This window comes from Corynebacterium cystitidis (genome assembly GCF_900187295.1).
Lineage (GTDB): Bacteria > Actinomycetota > Actinomycetes > Mycobacteriales > Mycobacteriaceae > Corynebacterium > Corynebacterium cystitidis.
In genome coordinates, this window is sequence record NZ_LT906473.1 from 595,135 (window position 1) to 616,654 (window position 21,520).

17 protein-coding genes and 2 pseudogenes are annotated in these 21,520 nt (G+C 53.7%); 13 read left to right on the top strand and 6 right to left on the bottom strand.

The genetic code is table 11. The annotated features are described in order from the left end of the window. Nucleotides 1–87 precede the first annotated feature (87 nt). Nucleotides 88–624 (bottom strand): excalibur calcium-binding domain-containing protein, encoded by a 537-nt coding sequence (locus tag CKV99_RS02805; protein ID WP_092261130.1) that lies wholly within the window; start codon nt 622–624, stop codon nt 88–90. Nucleotides 625–1,560: 936 nt separating this feature from the next. Between CKV99_RS02805 and CKV99_RS02810 the strand changes: the two genes are divergently transcribed. The 9 genes and pseudogenes from CKV99_RS02810 to CKV99_RS02850 all read left to right on the top strand — a co-directional run bounded on the left by CKV99_RS02810 (nt 1,561) and on the right by CKV99_RS02850 (nt 9,529). Further along, nucleotides 1,561–2,013 carry a hypothetical protein gene (locus CKV99_RS02810; RefSeq protein WP_092261128.1) on the top strand — a complete coding sequence of 151 codons (453 nt, stop codon included), beginning with the start codon at nt 1,561–1,563 and terminating at the stop codon, nt 2,011–2,013. 105 nt (nt 2,014–2,118) lie between these two features. Beyond that, the gene (locus tag CKV99_RS02815; protein ID WP_092261127.1) at nt 2,119–2,310 is read left to right on the top strand and encodes a hypothetical protein; all 192 of its coding nucleotides are present in this window, start codon (nt 2,119–2,121) and stop codon (nt 2,308–2,310) included. 71 nt (nt 2,311–2,381) lie between these two features. Next, the gene (locus CKV99_RS02820; RefSeq protein WP_092261125.1) at nt 2,382–3,008 is read left to right on the top strand and encodes a DUF4230 domain-containing protein; all 627 of its coding nucleotides are present in this window, start codon (nt 2,382–2,384) and stop codon (nt 3,006–3,008) included. A 140-nt stretch (nt 3,009–3,148) separates the two neighbouring features. After that, on the top strand, nt 3,149–4,951 hold the full coding sequence (locus CKV99_RS02825; RefSeq protein ID WP_092261124.1) for a DUF726 domain-containing protein: 1,803 nt from the start codon (nt 3,149–3,151) through the stop codon (nt 4,949–4,951). Between the two features lie 196 nt (nt 4,952–5,147). Next, nucleotides 5,148–5,537, top strand: a complete 390-nt coding sequence (locus CKV99_RS02830) for a helix-turn-helix domain-containing protein (RefSeq protein WP_092261122.1) — start codon at nt 5,148–5,150, stop codon at nt 5,535–5,537. A 236-nt stretch (nt 5,538–5,773) separates the two neighbouring features. Then, a pseudogene (locus tag CKV99_RS15150) lies at nt 5,774–6,553 on the top strand (IS1634 family transposase); the annotation flags it as partial. Nucleotides 6,554–6,626: 73 nt separating this feature from the next. Beyond that, nucleotides 6,627–7,961: an IS256 family transposase gene (locus CKV99_RS02840; RefSeq protein ID WP_197697175.1), complete on the top strand. Its 1,335-nt coding sequence runs from the start codon at nt 6,627–6,629 to the stop codon at nt 7,959–7,961. A gap of 36 nt (nt 7,962–7,997) precedes the next feature. Beyond that, a pseudogene (locus CKV99_RS02845) lies at nt 7,998–8,879 on the top strand (IS1634 family transposase); the annotation flags it as partial. A gap of 32 nt (nt 8,880–8,911) precedes the next feature. After that, complete coding sequence (locus tag CKV99_RS02850; protein ID WP_092260266.1) at nt 8,912–9,529, top strand: ImmA/IrrE family metallo-endopeptidase; 618 nt, start codon at nt 8,912–8,914, stop codon at nt 9,527–9,529. 183 nt (nt 9,530–9,712) lie between these two features. Here the strand turns inward: CKV99_RS02850 and CKV99_RS02855 are convergent, their stop codons facing one another. Together CKV99_RS02855 and CKV99_RS02860 are read right to left on the bottom strand one after the other, a co-directional pair. Further along, complete coding sequence (locus tag CKV99_RS02855; RefSeq protein WP_197697205.1) at nt 9,713–9,991, bottom strand: hypothetical protein; 279 nt, start codon at nt 9,989–9,991, stop codon at nt 9,713–9,715. Between the two features lie 246 nt (nt 9,992–10,237). Continuing rightward, complete coding sequence (locus CKV99_RS02860) at nt 10,238–10,435, bottom strand: helix-turn-helix domain-containing protein (protein ID WP_092260384.1); 198 nt, start codon at nt 10,433–10,435, stop codon at nt 10,238–10,240. 287 nt (nt 10,436–10,722) lie between these two features. Between CKV99_RS02860 and CKV99_RS02865 the strand changes: the two genes are divergently transcribed. After that, a complete protein-coding gene (locus CKV99_RS02865) occupies nt 10,723–11,880 on the top strand; it encodes an AAA family ATPase (protein ID WP_092260386.1) in 1,158 nt (385 codons plus the stop codon). 921 nt (nt 11,881–12,801) lie between these two features. On the opposite strand, the gene CKV99_RS02875 is transcribed toward CKV99_RS02865, so the two are convergent. Then, a complete protein-coding gene (locus tag CKV99_RS02875; protein WP_092260270.1) occupies nt 12,802–14,265 on the bottom strand; it encodes an MFS transporter in 1,464 nt (487 codons plus the stop codon). Between the two features lie 621 nt (nt 14,266–14,886). Then, nucleotides 14,887–15,777, bottom strand: a complete 891-nt coding sequence (locus CKV99_RS02885; RefSeq protein WP_092260274.1) for a hypothetical protein — start codon at nt 15,775–15,777, stop codon at nt 14,887–14,889. Nucleotides 15,778–16,361: 584 nt separating this feature from the next. Between CKV99_RS02885 and CKV99_RS14680 the strand changes: the two genes are divergently transcribed. Together CKV99_RS14680 and CKV99_RS14685 are read left to right on the top strand one after the other, a co-directional pair. Further along, nucleotides 16,362–16,784 (top strand): hypothetical protein, encoded by a 423-nt coding sequence (locus CKV99_RS14680; protein WP_231910151.1) that lies wholly within the window; start codon nt 16,362–16,364, stop codon nt 16,782–16,784. A 421-nt stretch (nt 16,785–17,205) separates the two neighbouring features. After that, nucleotides 17,206–17,499: a hypothetical protein gene (locus CKV99_RS14685; RefSeq protein WP_092260278.1), complete on the top strand. Its 294-nt coding sequence runs from the start codon at nt 17,206–17,208 to the stop codon at nt 17,497–17,499. Nucleotides 17,500–17,988: 489 nt separating this feature from the next. Here the strand turns inward: CKV99_RS14685 and CKV99_RS02905 are convergent, their stop codons facing one another. Next, nucleotides 17,989–20,412 (bottom strand): choice-of-anchor M domain-containing protein, encoded by a 2,424-nt coding sequence (locus CKV99_RS02905; RefSeq protein WP_169872596.1) that lies wholly within the window; start codon nt 20,410–20,412, stop codon nt 17,989–17,991. Nucleotides 20,413–20,647: 235 nt separating this feature from the next. Between CKV99_RS02905 and CKV99_RS02910 the strand changes: the two genes are divergently transcribed. Further along, nucleotides 20,648–21,355, top strand: a complete 708-nt coding sequence (locus CKV99_RS02910) for an LppP/LprE family lipoprotein (RefSeq protein ID WP_157728368.1) — start codon at nt 20,648–20,650, stop codon at nt 21,353–21,355. Nucleotides 21,356–21,520 lie beyond the last annotated feature (165 nt).

The window sequence follows — 21,520 nt, forward strand, 5'->3', positions numbered from 1 at the left end:
CGGGAAACAGGTAGAAGAGAAAAGCGGGCACCCTGTGAACAGGATGCCCGCGAGGTCACGTGTGCTGGTACTTAGAAAAGTAGGAGACTAGCGCGGGTCGTATTCGCAGCCCACGCCGTCTTTGTCGCGGTCAAGGCGGTGATTGTAGCCAGCCTCGCCTGCATAGATTGGGCGGCCAAGGCGGTTCCACACATCCGTGCAGTTTTTATATGTGGTTGATGGGCTGGGTGCTGGCTGTGGTGCTGGCTGTGGGGCCGGTGCAGGTGCTGGTGCCGGACCAGGAATGATACCGGGCAGAGGGTTAGGTATGAGGTGCTCCTGGATTGCCCAATACGCCCCGCCGGCAGCTGCTGCGACAACCCCTGCAACCGCAACCAGCCCGATCCAAAGGCCCGGACTGCTTGATCCACTGTCGTCTGTAGAAGACAGGGAAGACCCAGAAGAAAGGGATTCTTCAGAACTTTCCGAGCTGGACTCAACAGAACCCTCATCCTCACGGGTTTGGTTTTCTGCCCCTGCCTGAACCTGGATTTCTGTTGCGGGATCAGTTTCGGCATGGGCGACAAAGGTGGGAGAAGTTGCGACGGCCAAAGCGGTGGCAACTGCGATTAGTTTTGAACGCATAACAATTATGTTTACTTTATGCGGCAAGGAAAAGTGGGGTATTGGCCGAAAAGCTCCACAACTATTGTGAAAAGCTGGATTATCAACACTTGTGGGGGTAGTTTTGGCCGCACCCCTGTGTGGTCGCTGGTCAAGGAGTCGTCGTTAAGCGTGCCTTGAACACGGGAGGAGGCACACCGCAACCAAAATAGGTTGAGGGAAAAGTGTTGGCGGTTGTGGCTATCCCCCTGCACCTGCTAGAAAAAGCCGCTGTCCTGACAGTAAGCGTGAAAGTGTGGCGCACTTTCAGCACAGCTGATTGACCAAAGGGGGGAAACGCGTGGTTCTACTCCGAAACTCGTTAGATATCTTCTTGCGCCTCCAAGGCGATCATGGAGTGGCCGCAATTCTTGCCTTGAAAGACGGCTTCACAGTAGAGATGGAATGGCCCAGCCTGGGCGAAGAGCTACGCGACTTCGCCTACCCACGCCAAGATCAGCCGTACCGTTTATGCCAACCTTCACTTCCTCAAAAACAACCTGATCGAAGCAGCGCTCTCGGAAGCAGGCCGGGGCGCAGAGGCAATGAAAACCCTGCGTGCCACCGCTGATGCGGCCCAATATGCCCTCGTGGACTTTGCTCGAGTTTTGCAATCCGGCACCAATGAAAGAGGCGAACAACGCCACGCGTGGTGCTCTGCATGTTTGAAGCATTCCATGCACTTAAAGCTCGACGTACCACGGTTGTGGGAACCGGCATTTTACTGCATCGCGTGCGGAATGCTCACTAGTCAGTGCGCTGCACCAGGTTGTGAGCATGCCGCAGTACGTGGTACAGCACCTCGGCGTGGCCTTACTAGACGGTGGAACTGAGGATGCTTGCGGGCTTGGGATCACCGGCGGAAAAGGGTTAGCCACCACCGTCGGTGCGTAAGCTAGCGGGGCTGTTGGTCAACGGGTGGCCACCGCCTACCTGCTGAAGGACCGGACCTTTCACATTGAGAAGAAGCGTGCTGGGCCTGGCATACCCGTCATTTATGCCGGCGGGGTAACTGCGGACGGTAATGATAAGCGGGCATGGCAGCAACTGATCGATACGCAGTATCCGCACTCGCCGGTCTATCGGCTCCGCTGGGCGGCGCAGCCTTTCAAGCGAGTCTCCAAAGAATTGGCCAAGAGAAACGGCCTTGCAGCTGTTCAAAAATCCCAGGAGCGCCTGTTTGGGCCGGCCGCCCCGGTGTCATGGGTGCCTGGAGTGACGAACACTGAGTGGCACGATGCCCAGACGTGGGCTGTTCAAGCAGGCTGGACCCTGGCCAATATTCTCACGAGTACCCACTTTGAGCACGGCGTTGTTCTGGTGGGGCATAGCTTCGGTGCCGCCGTGATGGCTGAAGTTGCTATCGCTTAAGGGTCGGCAGATACCGGAAAGCAACCGACGGCTGTTCACCTACTGGCCGCTGCGTTGCCAGCGCAATCCGGGCACGCACTCCTGGCCAGCGCGGTAAAGGGGAAAGTGTTCAACTACTTCTCGCTTCACGACGACATCCTGCGCCACCTGTATCCAATAGCAAACTTTGGCGCCCAACCGGCTGGTCTGGCGGGCTTTAAGGAATCTGATGCCGCAGTAGAGCAGGTGGATTGCTCTGGTGTTGTATCAGACCATCATGGATACTTCGGGGCGATTGATCTGCAGCGCGGTGATTAGGGCTGGCGGTGTGTTTCGGGTATTTGCTGGGTCAACTTAGCCTGAAAAGTACCGTAATGTAAGCTGCGATCATGGGTAAAGTTCGCTGGATTGTACGTACGGTCTTTGTCATTCTGTTGATTGTAGGGGCGGTCTTGGTGGCATATTGGCTTGGGACTCGCGCAGAGGAAGGCGAGCAAGAACCGGTTGTTACGCGGAGCACGGTGGAAGTTGAGTTCGAGGAAATAGCCGAGTTATCGGTTGAAGAGTACAACTACACCAACGTGGGCAAACGCGAAGATCCGGGCCGGTCCCTATTCGGGCGAAACGTGCCACTAACCGGCAATTCATATCTGCTCACATACTCCGGTGTGGTAAAAGCCGGAGTTGCGGACTTTGAAGCCATCGACGTGGACATTGACAACCCGGCGGGTCGGGTCACCCTTACTGTCCCTGCGGTGCAAGTTACTTCCGCGGAAATCGATCCAGACTCAATTGTGGTATACGACCAATCCATGAACCCCTTCAACCAGGTGGAAATCCAAGATTTCACCCAATTCATCGCCGAGGAAAAACGCGTTGCGCAAGACCAAGCGATAGAAGCAGGACTACTCGATAGGGCAGAGAAGCGCGTGGAGCAACTCATGATCGCCCATGTTGAGGCCTTGGCAGAAGGCACAGAGCAAGAGGACTACGCCGTGGTGGTGAACTGGAAATAGGGGCGCTGGCGCGGCGACTCACAAAACGCTCCGGTAACCGGCTCGTCGTAACTCCAATTTAACAGCTTGAATGTGGTGAGCAAAGGATTTGCACTGTGGGGGCGGACGTTTGCCCGCGGCATATAGATTTAGGAGGCATAATGGCTGCGGAAGTCACATTCCGAGAAGTGGATCTCTCTCGGATTATTGTCACTGTGGAGTTCCCAGATCTGTCGAAAATTGAGTTGGACTGGGACACACGCCTCGGTGAACCGAAATACCGAGGGGCTGCGAACATAACTTCCAACCCTATGATTCAGGCGTGCATGCTCGACTACGCAAACCGGACCCTTATGGCGCAGCGCCCAGATGAGGAGCTCGACGTAGACGAGTGGGATGACATCGCCCTAGCGGTTCGCGCCGATGAGGACGCCGACGATGTCGCGGATGGGGAGGCAGACAATGTCGTGGATGAGGGGGACTGCGGAGGAAAGCAAGAGGAAAAGGCACGCAAGAAAGAGGAACGGCAGCGAAGGAAGAAGCGAAAAGAACTCGACAAGAGCGTTAAGAACGCGAAAAAGACACTGCAGGGGTATGCCGAACTATTAGCCTTCGGATTTGACGAAGAAGGCGATAAGCAGGGGTGGTGCTCAGTTTGCTGCGTGTTCTCTGTGCACAAGAAGATAGCAACACCAAAGACCTGGGTGCCGTCATACAGCTGCAGCAACTGTGGTGGAGCAACCAGACGTTGTCGATTACCTGGTTGCGAGCATTTTGCGCTGCGCAGCCTGGGGCCAGCTGATGCAGGCGCTTGGTGCGCCGAACATGACAACTCTATGCCCGACTTCGACCGACAGCATGAGCGTATTGCTGAACTTAGCGATTGGAAGAAGATCTGGGAACCCCGGGCAAAGAACATGTCGCTGGTGACTAAGGTCGGCGCGGGGGTAGTAGGTGCGGGGTTATTGCTAACACCTTTCTTTGCGGCTGCGGCACCGGCGATTGGTGGGGCTATTGGTGCCGTTGCCGGGTATTCGGGTGTGGTGGCGCAGAATTACGGTCTTGCCTTGATTGCCGGAGGAGCGAAAACCGCTGGTGGATTGGGAATGGCGGGCGGAAAACTTGTGATCGCGATGACGGGTACTGCGGTCGGAGGAGCTACAGGAAACCGGGTAGTAGGGGCATATACGCGTGACGATAAGTCATTTGGGATCAGGAAGATCCGAGGAGGCTCGGGGCCGACGGTGGTTTATGCGAGCGGCTGGCTCACCGAGAAGACAGAAGAAACCGATGATTGGGTCGCTCTGATTGATACGGCGTATCCAGATTCACCAATCTATCGCGTTACTTGGGGCGCGAAGGAGCTTCGCGCATTGACCGCCTTTGGACTATCTAACCTGGCTACGGCTCAGGGAAAGCGACTGTTCGTCACTGTCGCTAAGCAAGCTACAAAGTTGGCAGCAAAGCAGCTAAATCCTGTGGCAGGAATTCAGTTTGCAGCCTCAATCTTGACTAACCCATGGACAACTGCCATCAATAGAAGCGAACAAGCAGGAAAGACAATTGCAGCTTTGATAGCTCGCACCGACGCAGAGGAGGGGTTCGTTCTCGTGGGGCATAGCCTCGGCGGGCGGTTAATGGCCCGGGCTACTGAAGAACTGGGAATAGCTGGCGTGGGCCCGAACCTTGTTCACGGTGTGCACCTGCTGGGGGCCGCATTCGGAACGGGCAGGAGCGCTGTTGGATTAGGGAAATTGGGGGCTCCGGTGATCAACTACCACTCACGGAACGACCAGGTGTTGAAGATGGCATTCCGTGGTGCTCATGCTGGTTTGATCAAAGCTGCCGGCCTTGTTGGGATTGAGGGAGTAGACGCGGGACCTGTAGTAAACAAGGACGTGTCTGGAGAAGTTGATTCCCACGACGGGTACTTCCGCAAGGTGAGGTTAGAGAATATTCGGTAAAACTGGGACACAAGGCGTGGGCAGTACGGGCGCTACGACCGATGGCAGGTCACACGCTCATTTGTTTGAGGCACTATCCGCATTCAGGCTCTGTACGGTACATCGGAAGGGTGATTGCGCTGTTGTGGCTGTGCCCTGGCGCCACATTCGGGGTTAATGCCAAACGTAAACTCGCGAATGTGCGAATATCGCACATATGGGAGAAATGTCGGATATGACAGAGGTGATCGTGGCGCGCATCCGAGAAGCCAGAGAACTGCGCGGTAAAGAGCAACAATGGTTAGCAAATCAGGTATCGCTTAACCGCACCGATATTTCGCGAATTGAGAATGGCAAACGCCACGTTAAAGCGGTAGAGCTGTCAGCTATCACTGAAGCACTTGACTTACCTATTGGATGGTTCTTGCGCAACACCCCTCCAGTGGTGGCAAGCAGGCGAGCCACCTTGCACTCAAAAGGAAGCACAGACTTCAACGTGGCCTTGGAAAAAATTGTCTTCATCGTGTCCAGGCTCGTGGACATCGGGGTAATCCGTGCGAGGCGACGCACGGTCTATGACTTTCCGAGAACGCACGATGACACATAACTACTTTCCCAACGTGTCCGCGAAGCTGCGGGCCTAGGACAGGGGCCGTTAGATGATCTCGGGGCACTGTGTGAATCGTTTGGAATGCTCCCGTTCGCGCTAGCATCCACAAACTCGCCCTTCGACCTGACTTCCACAAGAACATGTGTTCTAGGGGTGTGATTTTGGTTTGACCTTGGGGTTTGTTTTTTGTTGGGTGGGTGTTGGGGGACTAATTGGGGTGATAGGGTTAGCGGGTGGCGTCTATTAAGTGTGCTCGTACTGCTTCGGGGGCGGTGAGTGTGCAAGTAGTACGAAAAGTTGGTGGGCGTACTGAGGTGATTAAGCATTTTGGGTCTGCTCATGATGATGGGCAGTTGGCGGTGTTGTATTTAGCTGCGGAGTCTTTTTTAGGCCGTGGCCAGCAGTTATCGTTGCCGCTTGAAGGTGTAGGTGATGATCGGCGTATCCCGGTGATGGATGATTTTGCTGATTATCGTCACCGTGATGACAGTGTTGATCAGCAGGAACTTGATCTTGGTGCGGTTCAGACACACACCGAGTCGGTGCATGCTGCCCAGGATTCGGGTGCTGGTGATCGGTTATCGGGTAGTCGGGATGGGCAGGCTCGGGTGGTTGATACTGCGAATAAAGTGTTGTGGCAGGTGCTTGCGCGGGTGTGGGATGTGTTGGATTTCGGGATTGATGATCCCTCGTTTCAGGCGATGGTTATTGCCCGGATTGTTGAGCCAACCTCAAAAGCCCAGGTAGGGCGGGTACTGACAGGTCTTGGTCAGCCTTCCCGGCATGTTAATACCTGGTACAACACACTAAAACGTGCTGTTAAAAATGATTATCGGGCTCGTATTGGTGCTGCATGTCATCGTTATGTGCGTTCACGTCATCAGGTGACAATGGTGTTATATGACGTGACCACCTTGTATTTTGAGACACCGAAAGAAGACGAGCTACGCAAAGTTGGGATGAGCAAAGAACGCCGTGTTGATCCTCAGATCGTGGTCGGCCTGATTACTGATCTGGAAGATGGTGTCAGATGGTTTGTGTGTGGGATACCGATCCTGCATGAGGAGATGAACCACAATGACGACTATGACGCGACGTGATCCAGAGGATAAAGCTCGGATTGATGCTATTGAGGAGAAACTGCTTGCCAATCCTGAGGTAGCTAAAATCATCAAGGAGCTTGCAACCTCTACTACGGATGCCAATGAACTGGTCAGGGGCATGCTGCAAGCCTCGCTATCGGCAGCATTGCAGGCGGAAATGGATGTCCACCTCGGCTATCAGTCTGGTGACAGGGCAGCCAAAAACGCTGCTCGGGCTGATAACCACCGCAATGGCAGCTATCCAAAGACCGTGGATTCTAACTATGGGCCTGTCACCATTGATGTGCCCCGTGATCGGCAGGGGACGTTTGTTCCGACGATGGTGCCTAAAGGAGTACGTCGCCTGACCGATGTCGATGACATGATCGTTAGTTTGTATGCCGGTGGGATGACCATCCGTGATATCCAACACCACCTAGCCACAGCCTTGAAGATCGATGTGTCGCATGAGACGATCTCTGCGGTTACTGATGCAGTGCTCGACGAAGTACTGCAGTGGCAAAGCCGCCAGCTAGATGAGTTCTACCCCGTGGTGTTCCTCGATGCACTGCGTATCAAAGTCCGTGATGGTGGGCGAGTGGTCAACAAGTCTGCTTATCTGGCTATCGGGGTGGATATGGACGGTATTAAGCACATCCTGGGTATTTGGATTGCCAAAGAAGAAGGAGCCTCGTTCTGGGCACAGGTCTGTTCCCACCTGGCTAACCGGGGTGTTAAAGACGTTTTCATCGTGTGCTGTGATGGGTTGAAAGGCCTGCCAGAAGCAGTCGAAGCGACCTGGCCGAACTCGATGGTTCAAACCTGTATCGTCCACCTGATCAGGGCAGCCAACCGGTGGGTTGCGTACGGGGACCGTAAAGCAGTATCAGCGGCTTTAAAGCAGATCTACACCGCTGCTGATGAGGACCAGGCAGCGCAAGCGTTAGAACACTTTGCTGCAACTGAGCTGGGGCAGAAATATCCGCAATCAGTGAAAGTGTGGCGCGATGCGTGGGATCGGTTTATACCGTTTCTACAGTTCCCGCCAGCAGCGAGGAAGGTGATCTACACGACGAATTCGATTGAATCGTTTAACAATCAACTACGTAAAGCCACCCGTAATAGGGTGCAGTTCACTAACGATGAATCCGCAGTCAAGACGCTGTGGTTGATGATCTGCAATATCGAAGATCGCCGTGCCGCCAAACGAGCCAAAGAAGGCAAAAAGGTTGCTGCCACAGCCGGACGCCTCATAGAAGGTGCACGCGTGGCAGGGTGGAAACAAGCCATCAACCAAATGTCCGTAGCCTACCCCGACCGCTTCCAAAACTACCTATAAAATCAACCCCACACACAAACAACTTGACACCCTCATCTGGAAGGGTTCCCGCTTCACGTGGAATTTTTTCACGGTAAAACAGCCGAAACAACAACATTGATCCCGATGATCAACGCCTATATCCAAGCCCATGATCTTGTTGGTGTCGTCGTTGTTGCTGACGCGGCGATGCTATCAGCAAAAAACCTAGATGCACTTGATGCCGAGGGTATTGACTACATTGTTGCTGACCGACTGAAAAAAGCGCCCTACGACATCACACTTGATCCCGATGACGAGGACAGTATCGATGCTCATGATGGTGCCATCGTTGAAACCACCAAAACAATGGGAACAGGTACACAGGCTATACAGCGACGTGCGGTGATCGGGTTTAGTGCCAAACGCTACCGCTACGACATCAGCTCGCTAGATAAACAACGCCAGAAAGCACACGAGATAGCCACCAAGAAACGCTCAGCACGCCTACCGAGATTTGTGGCCAAGAAAAACGGGCAGTTTGTCATCAACGGACAAACCTTTGCTCAAGCCCGGGGTTTAGCAGGATGGAAAGGCTATGTCACCAGTATCGATGCCCAACAGGTAGACGGCAGTCAGATCATCGGGTTTTATCACCAGCTCTACCACATCGAGCAGGCCTTTCGAATGGCGAAAACAGACCTTGATGCGCGCCCAATGTATCACCACACCGAAACCGCTATCACCGCACACATCACCGTTGTCTTCGCCGCCCTAGCCCTGTCAAAACACATCTACCTGACCACCAACACCACCGCCCCGAAACTAGTCCAACGCCTCAGCACCTACCGCCACAGCACAATCGAAATCAACAACACCCGCATAACCATCCCACCCGCAATAACACCAAAAGACCAACAACTAATCAACACCCTCACCCAACACAAACCGGGGGACTAAACCCAATTGTGTAAGTCAGGTTCGACGGCTCAATGGTTGAGATAGACACGGGAGAAGACGAGCAAGAGCGCGGCCCTGCGGTGGCCCTTGTCAATAGCAATACGACGAACTCCAGGGCGAGGTTTACTCTTGCCCATGAACTTGGGCATTGGTTATTCGGCGACCCATATTCCACCTGTGACCACGGTGGAAGCCAAGAACAGATGGTTAATTCCTTCGCCGCGTACTTGCTGATGCCACGAAGTTTTCTAGCACGTCGATGGCGCGAAGCGCGCCGGAAATACACAGAAAGAGACACAGCGATCTTCATTTCGGCGGAGTGTGGCACGAGTTGGTCGTCCACACTCCTTCACCTGCAACACTTGGACTTATTAGCGGCTGATCGTCGTGAAGCACTAGCGCAAGACACTCCCACCAAGGGCGATTTTGAAGTTCTCGGGATTGAACTGCCACTGGTCCGTGACGTGCCTGAAATACCCCAAGTCTATAAAGTGGCAGTGCTTAAGGCTTTCCAAGACCGCAGGATCACCACGGGGGCCGCTCTGGATTCGTTGCTCAACTTGGTTGACGAGACACACCTTCCGAAGCGGACGCCACGAAAGCGTAGCCGGGCGCAACTTAAAACAATTAACGAAGCACTTGGTATTTAATTAATGGGTGTTTTCGTCATCGACACTGGGCCACTGTCGCACGCAGCTCAGGCAGGAGTACTCGACGTGCTGGAACGGTTATTTCATGGCCAGGAGTGCTACTTTCCGCCACAGGTTTACGAGGAACTACGGGTACACGAGCCCAGCACAAGATAAATCGGCAACAGAACGAAAGTGATTGCGCTAACGACGACGGCTGCTGGGCGTTCCGCTGTCCCTGCAAAAAACTGCCCCTAGCTGGAGGACGCTTCGGAGGGTGCCGAGGACCCCGAGAATCGCGACAACAAGTGCTATGTGGATGCCGACCTTAGGTTGCTTGATACCAATGGCACCAAAAATAGCGATGACAGCCCCCAAGGTTGACGGGATGAGGGTGGTCCAGCTGACCATTCCGGTGGCAAAATATGCGACAATGCCGAGAGTAATGAGGATAACTCCGAAAGAAATAGTGATCCTAGGCATAAGCCGGTCTCCTTTGATAGGGCAATCGGCATTAACGGGAATGTGGGGATCAGTGTAGCCACTGAATCATTTAGATGCCTAAGGTGCGTGGCTGGGGGTGGGCCGTTGAAGCAGTCTTCCTTGTGGCGGAAAGTAACCCTTCCCGAATCTTCTCGGGTCAGGTTGACCGCGAGCTGTCACACTTTGAACACATTCGCGTTGACATGAAAGGTAGTCGTGACAGGTCCATTATGCGGTTACCTCAAATCAGAGCCCAAGAACATTGAGAACCGCGAGTCCCGAATTCAAACTTGGTGTGCCTGTCCCGTGCTCGATATCGCGGACTGTCTTGTCTGATAATCCAGCGAGTTCTGAGAGCTGAACTTGGGTGAGGTTGTACCCTTTGCGGATTTGGTAAATCACCTTGCCAATGTTCACGGCTACGTCGTTACGCGTCTCTGTCATGGGCACACCTCGGAACGATACTTCGGATTCGTGGGCGTGGAGTGGGCGGGCAAGAGCGGAACCATAGCTGGTGTAGGTGTCAGGAAAACTGGGGCCGGTGGTCAACTACCGGTCAACTACCAATCGCGCAACGGCTGGGTGCTGGTGTCGGTTCACCCGATCCGCTGCAAGCTGCAGCGATGCTAAAATAGTGCCTTAACAGGCTAAGCGTTAACAATTTAACTACTTACCTCACCTAATTATGACCCGAGTCCACTCTAGGCTCTTGAAGTGCAGTGAAGGCTGACATGAGAATTAAACGCATTAATGCAACTAACTGGCGCAACTTCAGCTCTATTGAAGCGGAGCTGGGTAATCGCCTTTTCGTCGTCGGCCCCAACGCCTCGGGAAAATCAAATTTCCTCGACATTTTCAGATTCCTGGCCGATGTTGCTAAACCCGGTGGTGGTCTAGCGTCGGCGTTGGAGGAGCGAGGTGGTTGGAGCGCTGTGCGAAACCTGAATGCGAGGAATACCAACCATGGTGCTGTCACGATTCAGGTCGACCTGGAAGATCATGACCACCAATGGAGTTACCTCTTGACTTTTAGGTCGGAACAGGCGGGAAATCATCGGCCAATTGTAAGTGAAGAGAAGGTCAAAAGGGATGGTCAAGTCATACTTAATCGTCCTCAAACAGAGGACGAAAGCGATCCTGAACTTCTCACCCAAACTCATCTTGAACAGATCGCCTCTAATAGAGCGTTTCGGCCTATTGCAGACTTTTTCGCCTCCATCAGCTATTTCCACATTTCGCCACAGGCGATCAGACAAGCTAACAAGGGGCCGAAATCTGACGATCCGTACGGTTCAGGATTCTTGGCCGCAATCAACGCTACGCCCGAGAAGACCCGCAATGCTTGGTTAGATAAGATTCAGACCGCCCTGACCGCTGCTGTACCGGATTTTGAAACTTTGAAGCTTGAGACAGATCCTTCTGGTCAACCTCATTTGATCGCAGGTTTTAAAAATTGGCGCAAAAGCCCTACACACCAAAACGAGGCTGCTTTTTCGGATGGTACTTTGAGATTGATCGGGTTGCTCTGGGCGGTTATCTCCAAATCCACTACTTCTGGTCTGCTTCTGTTAGAAGAACCAGAAATCTCGCTTAATGCAGCGATTGTCCGCGTACTTCCTTCTATGCTGGCAACCGCGCAACGGGGCACTACTATGCAAGTAGTTATGACAACGCATTCGCCCGACTTGCTCGACGACGAAGGTATCCACCCGAACGAGGTTCTAGTCTTAAAGGTTGGCGATGAAAGTACTACTGCTTCGCTCCTCGGCCAGATTGACAATCCAGAAGCACAAGCCTTGCTAGCTGCGCCGGGCCTAACAAACTCTGATGTAGTTGAACGCCTAATCGATCCTATTGAGCTGCGGCCCCTTATTCAGTTCAGCAGGTAATAATGATTTTCAACTATGTGACAGAAGGCCGTTCAGATAGTGGAGTCGCAAAAGGTTGCTCGAATATTGTGGGCACGATCTCGGTCACCACGATAAACAAACGGGGTGTGGCGAACTTAGACCAAAAAATTTCCGGCTACCATAGTGCCGCCCAACAATACACCGATGTAGGATGGCTGATCTTGAGAGATTCTGACAATCAGTGCCCGGTCACGCTTCGCGAAAGATTTGATCCACCGTCGAATGGATCTGCGAATTTTATATTCCGTGTGGTCCACTCAATGACCGAGGGATGGCTCTTATCAGACGCTCAAAGTTGCGCTGACTATTTTCGTATTCCAAAAGATAGAATTCCGAAACAACCAGAAAAGATCCCCCACCCAAAGGGACTTCTGCTCGAACTCTGCCGGAAACATTCCCCAAAGGATATCCGCGACGATATGGTCACGGATGACCATAGAATGGGTCCACTTTTTGCGGACAGACTTATAGAGTTCGCAGAGCAAAGCTGGAACATCAAGACCGCTGCATCAGTTAGCCCTAGCCTGAACCGGGCTGTCCAACGACTCCGAGAGATCTAGGCCACTGAGGCGTTATGAATCCCTCCAGTACCGCGAAAGTCTGGGGCCAATTGCGTCATAACCACAATTGTCGAAGCACTCGCTATCCTGAGGGTGGTAGTGGTCCACCGTGGCACTGGGGGCACTGCGACACACAGCCTCAGGCAGAAGTGGGGCGAGTTATCGTCGACAAGCCATCGGGTGGGCCGACACGGACCGAGCCAAGATTCCATTGCTTCTTGCACGCGGACACATCGGGACCGACTGGTTCACACTGGTGTAGCGGCAACCGAAGGAACATTGTGCTCGCAGACGACGGGCTTAAAGTCGCCTTGGGCATCCAGGAAATCACCTGACAGCATCAGGACTGTTGCTGTTTGTGCGAGGGGAGGAGGAGCCGAATCGCAATAACCGCGATGATCGCTCCAATTAATAAGGTAGATAGAGACATTGTTCCGGCCTCGCGGACTGCCACATTCGACTGCTCACCAGTGTATTCAATGATGCGGCCCACGATTTCGGAACCGGAACCGCGTTGAGAAAAGGCGGAAAACACCGTTGAGGCGATAGCCAGACCGAGCGCAGATCCCAAGGAGGAAGCCATCTTAAAAATGCCCGAGCCAGCACCCACGATATCCTGTGGCAGGGAGTTGAGAGCTGCCGTCGTCGCAGGAGTGGCGAATAGTGCCAAGCCGATGCCGTAGATCGAAAACGCAACCACTGCAATGATCACATACTGCTTCTCCAGGAGGTTGGTAAACATCAGCATGAGCACTGAGAGCACCACTAGTGAAGAACCGATCAACATGGGAGTTCGGTAGCCCAGAGACTTCATGAGTCGCTCGCCGGTGGTCATAAAGGCCAACACACAGATCGCATACCCGATGGTGAGCAGGGAGGCCCTAGTGGCGTCATAGCCTTTGCCGGAGGCCTGCATGACCCACAGAGCAATCGTGATCATGCCAGCGGAGGTAGTGACCAAGAAGTTCGCCGTTATGGCACCAGTAAACGTGCGGTTGCTAAACACCGAAAAGTCAATGAGAGGATCTTGGGCCTTTAACTCGTGGCGGATGAATACAACGGTGACAACAATGAACAGCGCAAGCAGGCCGAGTGTAATAGGAGAAGTCCAGCCCAACGCCGAGCCCAGGGTGATGAAGAATTGCAGAGAGAGCATTGCTACAGCGAGGCAGATAATGCCTACGAGGTCGAGCTTCTTGCCCGAATCTGCCAGCGGGGCCACATCGGGCGTGTTGCGGAGCATGACAATCACCACTACTGAAAGCAGCGCCGAAATTACGAAGATGCCACGCCACGTCAGTGGGCTGCCAGCGATTAAACCACCCACGATGGAAGACAACGCCATCCCACCGAAAGTGCCCATGGAAACGATAGAAATGGCTCGACTACGCTGATCACCGTGCCAGTAAGAATTTACTAGTGCGAGTGCGGCAGGAGTGATCGCGCCACCGGCTAGTCCGTGCAAAACCCGACCAAGCAGTACCATCACGCCGCCCGGCGCACCCGCCGCAAAGGCGATCAGTAAACTCCCCACAATATTGAGCAAGCTACCAATGCGCACCATTTTCAGGCGTCCGTGTGTATCACCCAGTGACCCCCACATCACAATCAGCATGCCGCACACGAGTGAACCCATTGAGACAGCAAGGTTGGTCAGCTCGGAAGACATGCCTAGGTCAGTGCCCACGGTGAGGCCAACATTCAGCATGGATTGGCCAAACATCCAAAAGGTCAGTACGGCAAGGACTAGAGCGAAAAGGTCAGACTTCGTTCCCACATAGGAGCGAGTAGTTTGATTAGACATGGCATCTCCTATCGGAAATCGCTCCTAGTTAACGTCGGTGACGGGTTAATCAACAAGACGGCAGAGTCAAGCCTTATGCCTTCTGCTTACAGAACGGTGTTAAGCTATGGACTTATTTTCTCATAAAAAACTTATTTTGGTAGGGAAACAGGCGGGAAAATTACTCCAGGTTTAATTAGGAGAGCACGTTTCTACTTCCCTGCTGGGGTGGAGCATAGAGTGGGGTAAAAGAGCCCAGAAAAGAGCGAAACGATGGAAGATTTCTTGATCACCTATCACCGCAAATCTGGTGAAGCGCACGTTCGACGCTTCACTAACCCGCACTTGGCACTAGAGTGGCGGATGGCCCTTGAAATGCAGCACACCGGCCCCCACGAGGAAGTTGCATACATCTGCTCGGATTCGCTTGAAAACCTTAAACGCTCGCATTCCCGATACTTAATGCGAGGTAACGCCACTATTGAGGATGTCGACGAAAAATCGAGCATCCCGGATTCCTTAACTAGATATGCGAGGGGGTCCTGAAGTTACACAGAACTCGATAGTGGAATCGTCGATACGCGTGCTTAGGATGGCTTCCAACTCTGAGTGTGGGGGATAGTTTGCCCTCATGGTTGGTTTTCACCTGGTGGTGCCTTGCTGGGATTCATCGGACTGGTTAAGTGCCTTTAAATACTCTGGTGCGTCTACTCCTGGGGGAGCGACTTTGCGAAGCGTCTTGCGCAGCCGATCGGACTGGGTCCGAAGAGCAATAAATGTAACGCTGGCGGAAACAACACCGCCAACCACTGGGACGGCCTTACCCACGGCCTTCCCTACACTATCTCTGGTTACCCTAATGCCGATCGTGCGAAGGACCCTTTTCAAAGTGGGGTACCAGGCGGTTTTTGTCAAGGCTTGTCGTGCAACCCGCTTTTGAACTTCTGGGGCGGCAACACTCGTGAGGAACCGATTGAGGCCCACGTTGGCACCCCCTATGCCCATCATGACTCCGATCAGTAAACCGATCTCAGCTAGAGTCTCATCGTCGATGGAACGGGAATCTTCAAAGAAATCCTGCCATCCGTTCACATAGGCGAGTTTCTGCATTATTCGCAGAGCATGCACAAAATATTGGGCAGTGTCTACTGGGACGGTAGCTAAGAGGGCTACTCCACCAGGAAGACCAAAAAGAAACGACGCCGCTGAGGACCTGTTGGTTTCAAAACGGATCGACGATTGCGCGATCTTTTCTAAAATCTTCGCTGATATTCCGGCTTGAACCGGAGTAGTTGCAAGAGACTCTGCAATCTGCTGTTCCCCGATGCCAGCTTTATGCAGTTCCGTACGGAGGAAGTGTTCGCGGTCGATCCGAACTGCGCGGAGAGAGGCGAGTTCGAAGAAAAGTCTTTTAGCGGCCTCCTCCGGCTCAAGATCCGACAAATTAGGGAGGACATCTTTGACTTCTTCAAATCGATTACGCGCATTGCTTAACACTTTTGGTCGGCGTTTTTGAATCTGCTTATCGTTCAAGATTCGCCCCTTCGTCGGCGTGGATACGTACTTTCTTGCCCAACCCTACTATCAGTTGATTTTGCAAGTTAATGGGGTCGTGCCAAGCACCATCCCCGGTTTAATTTGTTTTCAGTAGCTGTCCGCAGGACGACTTCCTAGTGGAATTGCAAAAATTGCCTCCGCCACCAAGCGTCTAGAATTGTCAGCAAACGATACTGGGAAACCTGCAAGGGGGCGTCAGCGCTCGCATAATCGCTTCGTTTGTATCAATACGGGTGATACAAATGAAGTGAACAGTGATGCAAACTAAGTGTGAGGTGATGTAGATGAAAAAGCGGAGGTTCTCGAAGCGCTTGAATCACTGGCTTCGGATCAGTAGGGAATTATCACCACAGCGCAAGCAGGGCGTGAAGGTATTACCCGCCTACAGTTGGGGCGCTTAGCCGAAGAGGGAGTGCTTCAGCGCGCTCGACGCGGCGTGTACCTCCTGCCCTCCTCGCGACATGGGCCATTTGTAGACATCTGCTCGGCGTGGGTGGCACTTGATCCAGGTTTATACCCCGATGAGCGGCGAGAGGGCACTGCACTCATTGTCGTATCGCATGAGTCTGCAGCTAGCCTCCATCATATCGGTGATCTCATCCCCCAAAAAGCATTCGTTTTCCGCCGTAAAAAGAAAACAAACCAGCCAGGAGGACACCAGGATTTACAGCAACCGGAATCTACCGCCAGAAGACGTAGTAAGTATTGATGGGCTTCCGGTAACTTCTGTGGAACGGACAGTTGCTGACCTCGCGGCTAATAAGATCGAACGCAACTATCTAGCAACATTAGCTGCTGACGCTTTAAGGAAAGAAGGAGTGCGCTTTAGAACCTTAGCCTCCTATCTTGACCCTTATGCAGCCTTCTACCGATCCACCTCGGGAGAAGAACTGCTCCATGAGTTTCAGACGGAAGCCTCTTCAATGAAGACAGAAATGATTTATTCGACCGCATTCCCAAAGAATGGGCAAAAGGGTATTTAACCTTGAAACATTCACATGTGAGATAAGCTGAATTCGAGGCACGTAACCACCAACCTGCTTCAACAAGAATCAGGGTCAACGGCTTCTTCTTGATAAGGCGAGCCTGGTGATCGTCGTCAAGCGACGCACAGCACACGCGTTGCCAGACTTTAACGGATTTTGGTGCTCTCGCCGTACTTGTTGTGCATAATGGGGTATGGCTGAAACGCGCCCGAATCGTTTAAACGCAGTCCCTTTCGCCCCCGTTGAATGCCCGCTTCCGATTACTAACGCGGACAACTTGCCCGAGTAGCCCACGGCGGACACTCGCGAGGTCGTGGGGCGGTTCGTGGAGTGGGCGGAGGCGATCGTCGATAAGCAACAATGAGAAAGCCTGCGCGATGCAGCCGACGAACTGCTCGCGTGGGACAGATTACTGGCGGTGGAACGCGCCGTACAAACCGTGTACTCCCAGATCCTGGGGCATTTCGACCAGCAACAGTTTTACAGCCTTGATGAGTTTAAAGAAGCGATCGCCGAGCTCGTCGATGAAATGAATGATATCCGGCAACGGAGCGATGGGCTAATACGGCGAGAGTTGTTTGAGGCCGATGAACGACCTGTGATGTGCCCGCTGCGTGACGAACCTGGTGCTCTTTCACCCAGTTACGCAGGATCTCAACGGTCAAATAGCAGACTACTACTCTTGGTCGTTGTTCCGGCGACTGGAAGTTGACGATTCTGAACACTAGAAACAGCTAAAGGGAACTACACACTGGACTGAATTCGATCTGTTCAACCAAGGCCACGCACGATACTGGGAAAAGTGACCACCCCGCATATCGCTCTCAAGCGAAGAGCCCAGGGGCTCTTTCAACGAGGTGGAACCTTGAGTCCCATTTTTTACACAAAACAGGCTAGAGATGTTAGATAGTTGCGATCGCCCCGTTACGAGCTTTCACGGCCTCCTCGTTACAGAAGACCTTACACATTTCACTTGACTCAGAGGTGTTCGTCGGAAAGCGTCTGGGGTGTCACATCCGGGCGTGCGATGCCGGATTACGCGGGTAAATACTGCGCCGATCAGAGGGCACCCACCATGAAAAGTTCGAACTGACTACACGATATCCGAACCACTTATCAGGGGTGAGATCGGAGTCCTTCCCCATCAGATCTATCGTGTAGTCGTCCGAAGGTACGGCAGGCGCGAACCGAGGGTAGTCAGCTAATTCTGGAAGAAAGCTTTTACCAGCGGAAGGACACTCCACAGCGCACTGACTCCTCCGAAGAAACCAACCAGCACCAGTAACAATGGCTGATACCTGTTCCAGAAATTGTGCGCGGAGCCAATCAGATCCGTAGTACTGCTCTCCTTTTTGTCTTCAGGTTCTCCAGTGTTCTGATCAGCATTCGGGTCCTCGCCCTCACCATTACTTTGCCCTTTTGGTGGCAGGGGTAGATCACTAGGTGTGTCTTTCTCATGGTCTACTGGAGGGTTTTCCACCTCAGCCCCTGCTTGAGCAGCGGCAGCGTTGCCGATGGCAAAGGTCAGTGCTTCCGGCTCAGATGTAAGCACTTCGCCATCTTTTGTGGTCAGGCTGTACGTTAGATCGAAAACATACTCACCGGGTGTGCTAAATGCCCAGCTGACGTGAGTATGGGCGGGGTAGCCAATCTCAATGCTGTGGTCATCAACTGTAGAATCCGTAAGAATCTCCAGGTTGTGCCCGCTGCCTTTGAACATTCCCCAGGTGGCCCCTTCGGGAACGGTGCGCGGCGTGAGAGTGAGGGTGACGTGCCCATCCACATCGTCGTAGTTGATGCCCGTGGTGTTGTAGCCGGGCCAGATGATTCCTCGGTCCTGCGCCTCAGGTAGGTAGTAGAACATCTGCCCTACCTCGCCCATGAAATCGAATCTAGCATCGGACAGCTGCTCGGTGCGCTGCTGTAACGCGTTGTCGCGCACCACTAGTACCACTTGGTCTAGCGGCCGCTGCACCGTTTGGTTTGCATGAAGCCCAGTATCGTCTTTGAGGCGGGCAACAAGCTGGCCGTCTTCTTGCAAAGCGAGGATGTCTACGTGCCCTTTATCCAGCAGGATCGTTTGCTGGGCACCGTCATCGCCTGGCCCCGCGTCCGGCCCCTCCGGCTTGCTAATTTCCGGCGGCACTACCGCTGAATCGGGTGTTTCGAAGGTGGCGGTTCCTTCAAAATTCTTCCCATATTCGTAGTTATCGGTCAGTACTACGGTGGTGGCATGCTCATCAATGGTTGGGTGCGGGGTGATAGTGAAGCGCACCTGGGTGCCGTTTAACCAGTCGTAGGTGTTGCCGTAGAGCTCTACTTTGCCGCCTTCGATGGTTCCTTCGATCGTAGACGTCGGGTTTTCATCATCCGGGTCAGTATAAAATCCGCCATGTATGAAGCCACGCAAGCGCGGATCAGCCTGCAGAGTGATCTTCACCATATCTGGATTCGCATACTCACCAGCCTCCACTGGTCGACCAGCCACGTGTTGTGCGGTGACCGTAAATTCCGGCGTGGAAATAGCAGTTGGCAGGTTCCAGTTGCTGCGCCACGAAAAACCGGTGCGGTCATTCCAGGATTCGGCTGATTCTGCTGAGGAAACTTGCGCACTACCACCTTCGGTGTAGCTGAGCTCTGGTGAGATCCACCGCGGGCCTTCCCCCGCTGCCGGGGTGAATACCGCTTGCAGGCGAGAATCGACTGGCCCGAGGAGCTCATCCCATTCTGTCTGCCCGTCAACAACGTCAAGGTCGGTGAGGAAGTAGCCGTCGATAAGCACTGTCAACGTGCCGTTTGCGCCATTGCCGGCCTTAAAGGAGATGGTGCTGAGGTTCTTCCCTGCCTCGGCGGGGCCGACGGAGAAGGTGTAACCAGCCGCTGCGGCATCGCCGCTATCGGCGGCATCATAGCGCTGCTGCAGGCTCGGCGTGGCCGTATCCTTCGGGCGTTGACCGCCGACTTGCACTACCAGATCTTGTGGCTCAGACTGGATCAGTTCACCATCCACTGTGCGCGCGCTGGCTTGGTATTCCAGCACGTAGCGCCCCGGTTTGGTAAAGATGGTGGCAGCGTGTTCGTGGGTACCCTTCACAATGGGCACCGTATGTGGGGACTTGTCTCCTGAGCCCAACTGGCGCTTGGGGCCGAATTGGCGGCCTTGGTCGAAGAACATCTCCACCTGGCCGGGGCCTTCAACACTAAGCAAGTCCAAGGCGCCGATGCCATGGCGGAAAGACTCAGTCGGTATGCCTGTGTCTGCACCATAGCCCCACCAGATTGGGTAGTTAAACATGAAAGCGCTTTGCGGTGCCATGTAGTACGTCTGGCCAGGTGCGCCGAAGTCATCGAAAAAGCCTTCATCCGGCAGGGTGTACTGATAATACTGGGGATCCTCGGTTTTACCGACCCAGAGCACACCCTCTTGAAGATCGACACCTTCGAGGATTTCTAGGTTGAAGTTGTTGTCCTCCCAGAATGCTTTGGGGGCGTCAATGTGCTGTTCGGTGCCCACTATTTTTCCGTCGTCTGGGCCGGCGTGTGCTAGCGGGCTTCCTACGGGGCTTACCGTTGGGCTGATCAATGCTAACGCTGAGACCAGCCCAACAAGCCATGTCCTCTTCATGTGTATCGGGGTACCTTTCTGACAGTTTTCCAACATTTGGCAAGACTTCCGTCTCCAACTATCACACTTTTGACAATGTTTTTCAATATTTTGTCGGGCTCGGAAGCACCCCACGGAGCCGTTACACTATTGTCTGAGCGCCAGTGCGCTTGCCGACGACGCATCCCGCTCTCCCCGGCGGCTGACTGAAATTCGGAAAACAGTGCCATGCTCCGACGAAAGGAAGGACATCGTTGTGAAAAAACGCCGTGTGCTCATCGCACTGACTGTCTCTGGTGCAGTGCTTTTGGCGGGCTGCAACGCAAGCACTGATAGCCCGGTTCTCGAAGACTCAGCGAAAGAAAACCCAGCTGAAGAAAACTCGGTGGAGGAAGGCCTTAGCCACCAGCAGGGATCTAGTTCTAAGGAACCCAGTTCTGCAGCCCCTAGTTCTTTTGTCTCACTGCCGCCCACACAGACCACAGACAAAGCACATTCACCGGTTGGAGCAACAACTCCCACTGAAGCCTGCGACCCTTCGGCAGCCAATCCGCTGGCCAGTATTTCTTCTCTACCGATCATTGATTCCGGCGGGCACCAATTCACATTCAGTATCACCCAGGATGCTTTCGATCCGTGTGCACCGTTGAGTTGGTCTGTCATTGCCGGTGGCGTGGGCCCTGGCAACTCGTTGCGCCAAGGTGTGGTGTTCTTTCATCAGGGGCGGCCCATTTCTCAGCCGGCACCACTCATGCAGGAGCAAGTGACAGCAGTGACACCCCACGAGGATGGTTCCGTGGAGGTCTCCTACCAAGTCTTGGACGGGCCGCGTGCTGCCGGAAATACGCTGCCAGGCTCAGCCCGCTTCGCTCTTACAGGCGAGGGCACTTTGGAAAACGTCGACAACACTCTGCCCTTGGTGGCCAACGAGGCCGGGATCCAACTAGATGTCAGCGGCGTCTAAATCTAGCAACGTATTGGTGGTAGCGCAGATGCCCGGGACGATCAAGCGCCCGCGGAGTGCTCGTCGATAAGCGACTAGATCTTCGGTGCCCTATCCTTTCTGGTTGCAAATTCCTGCTCATCAATACCCCGGTTACGATGAGAGCTAAACAAGTGGTCGCAAGAT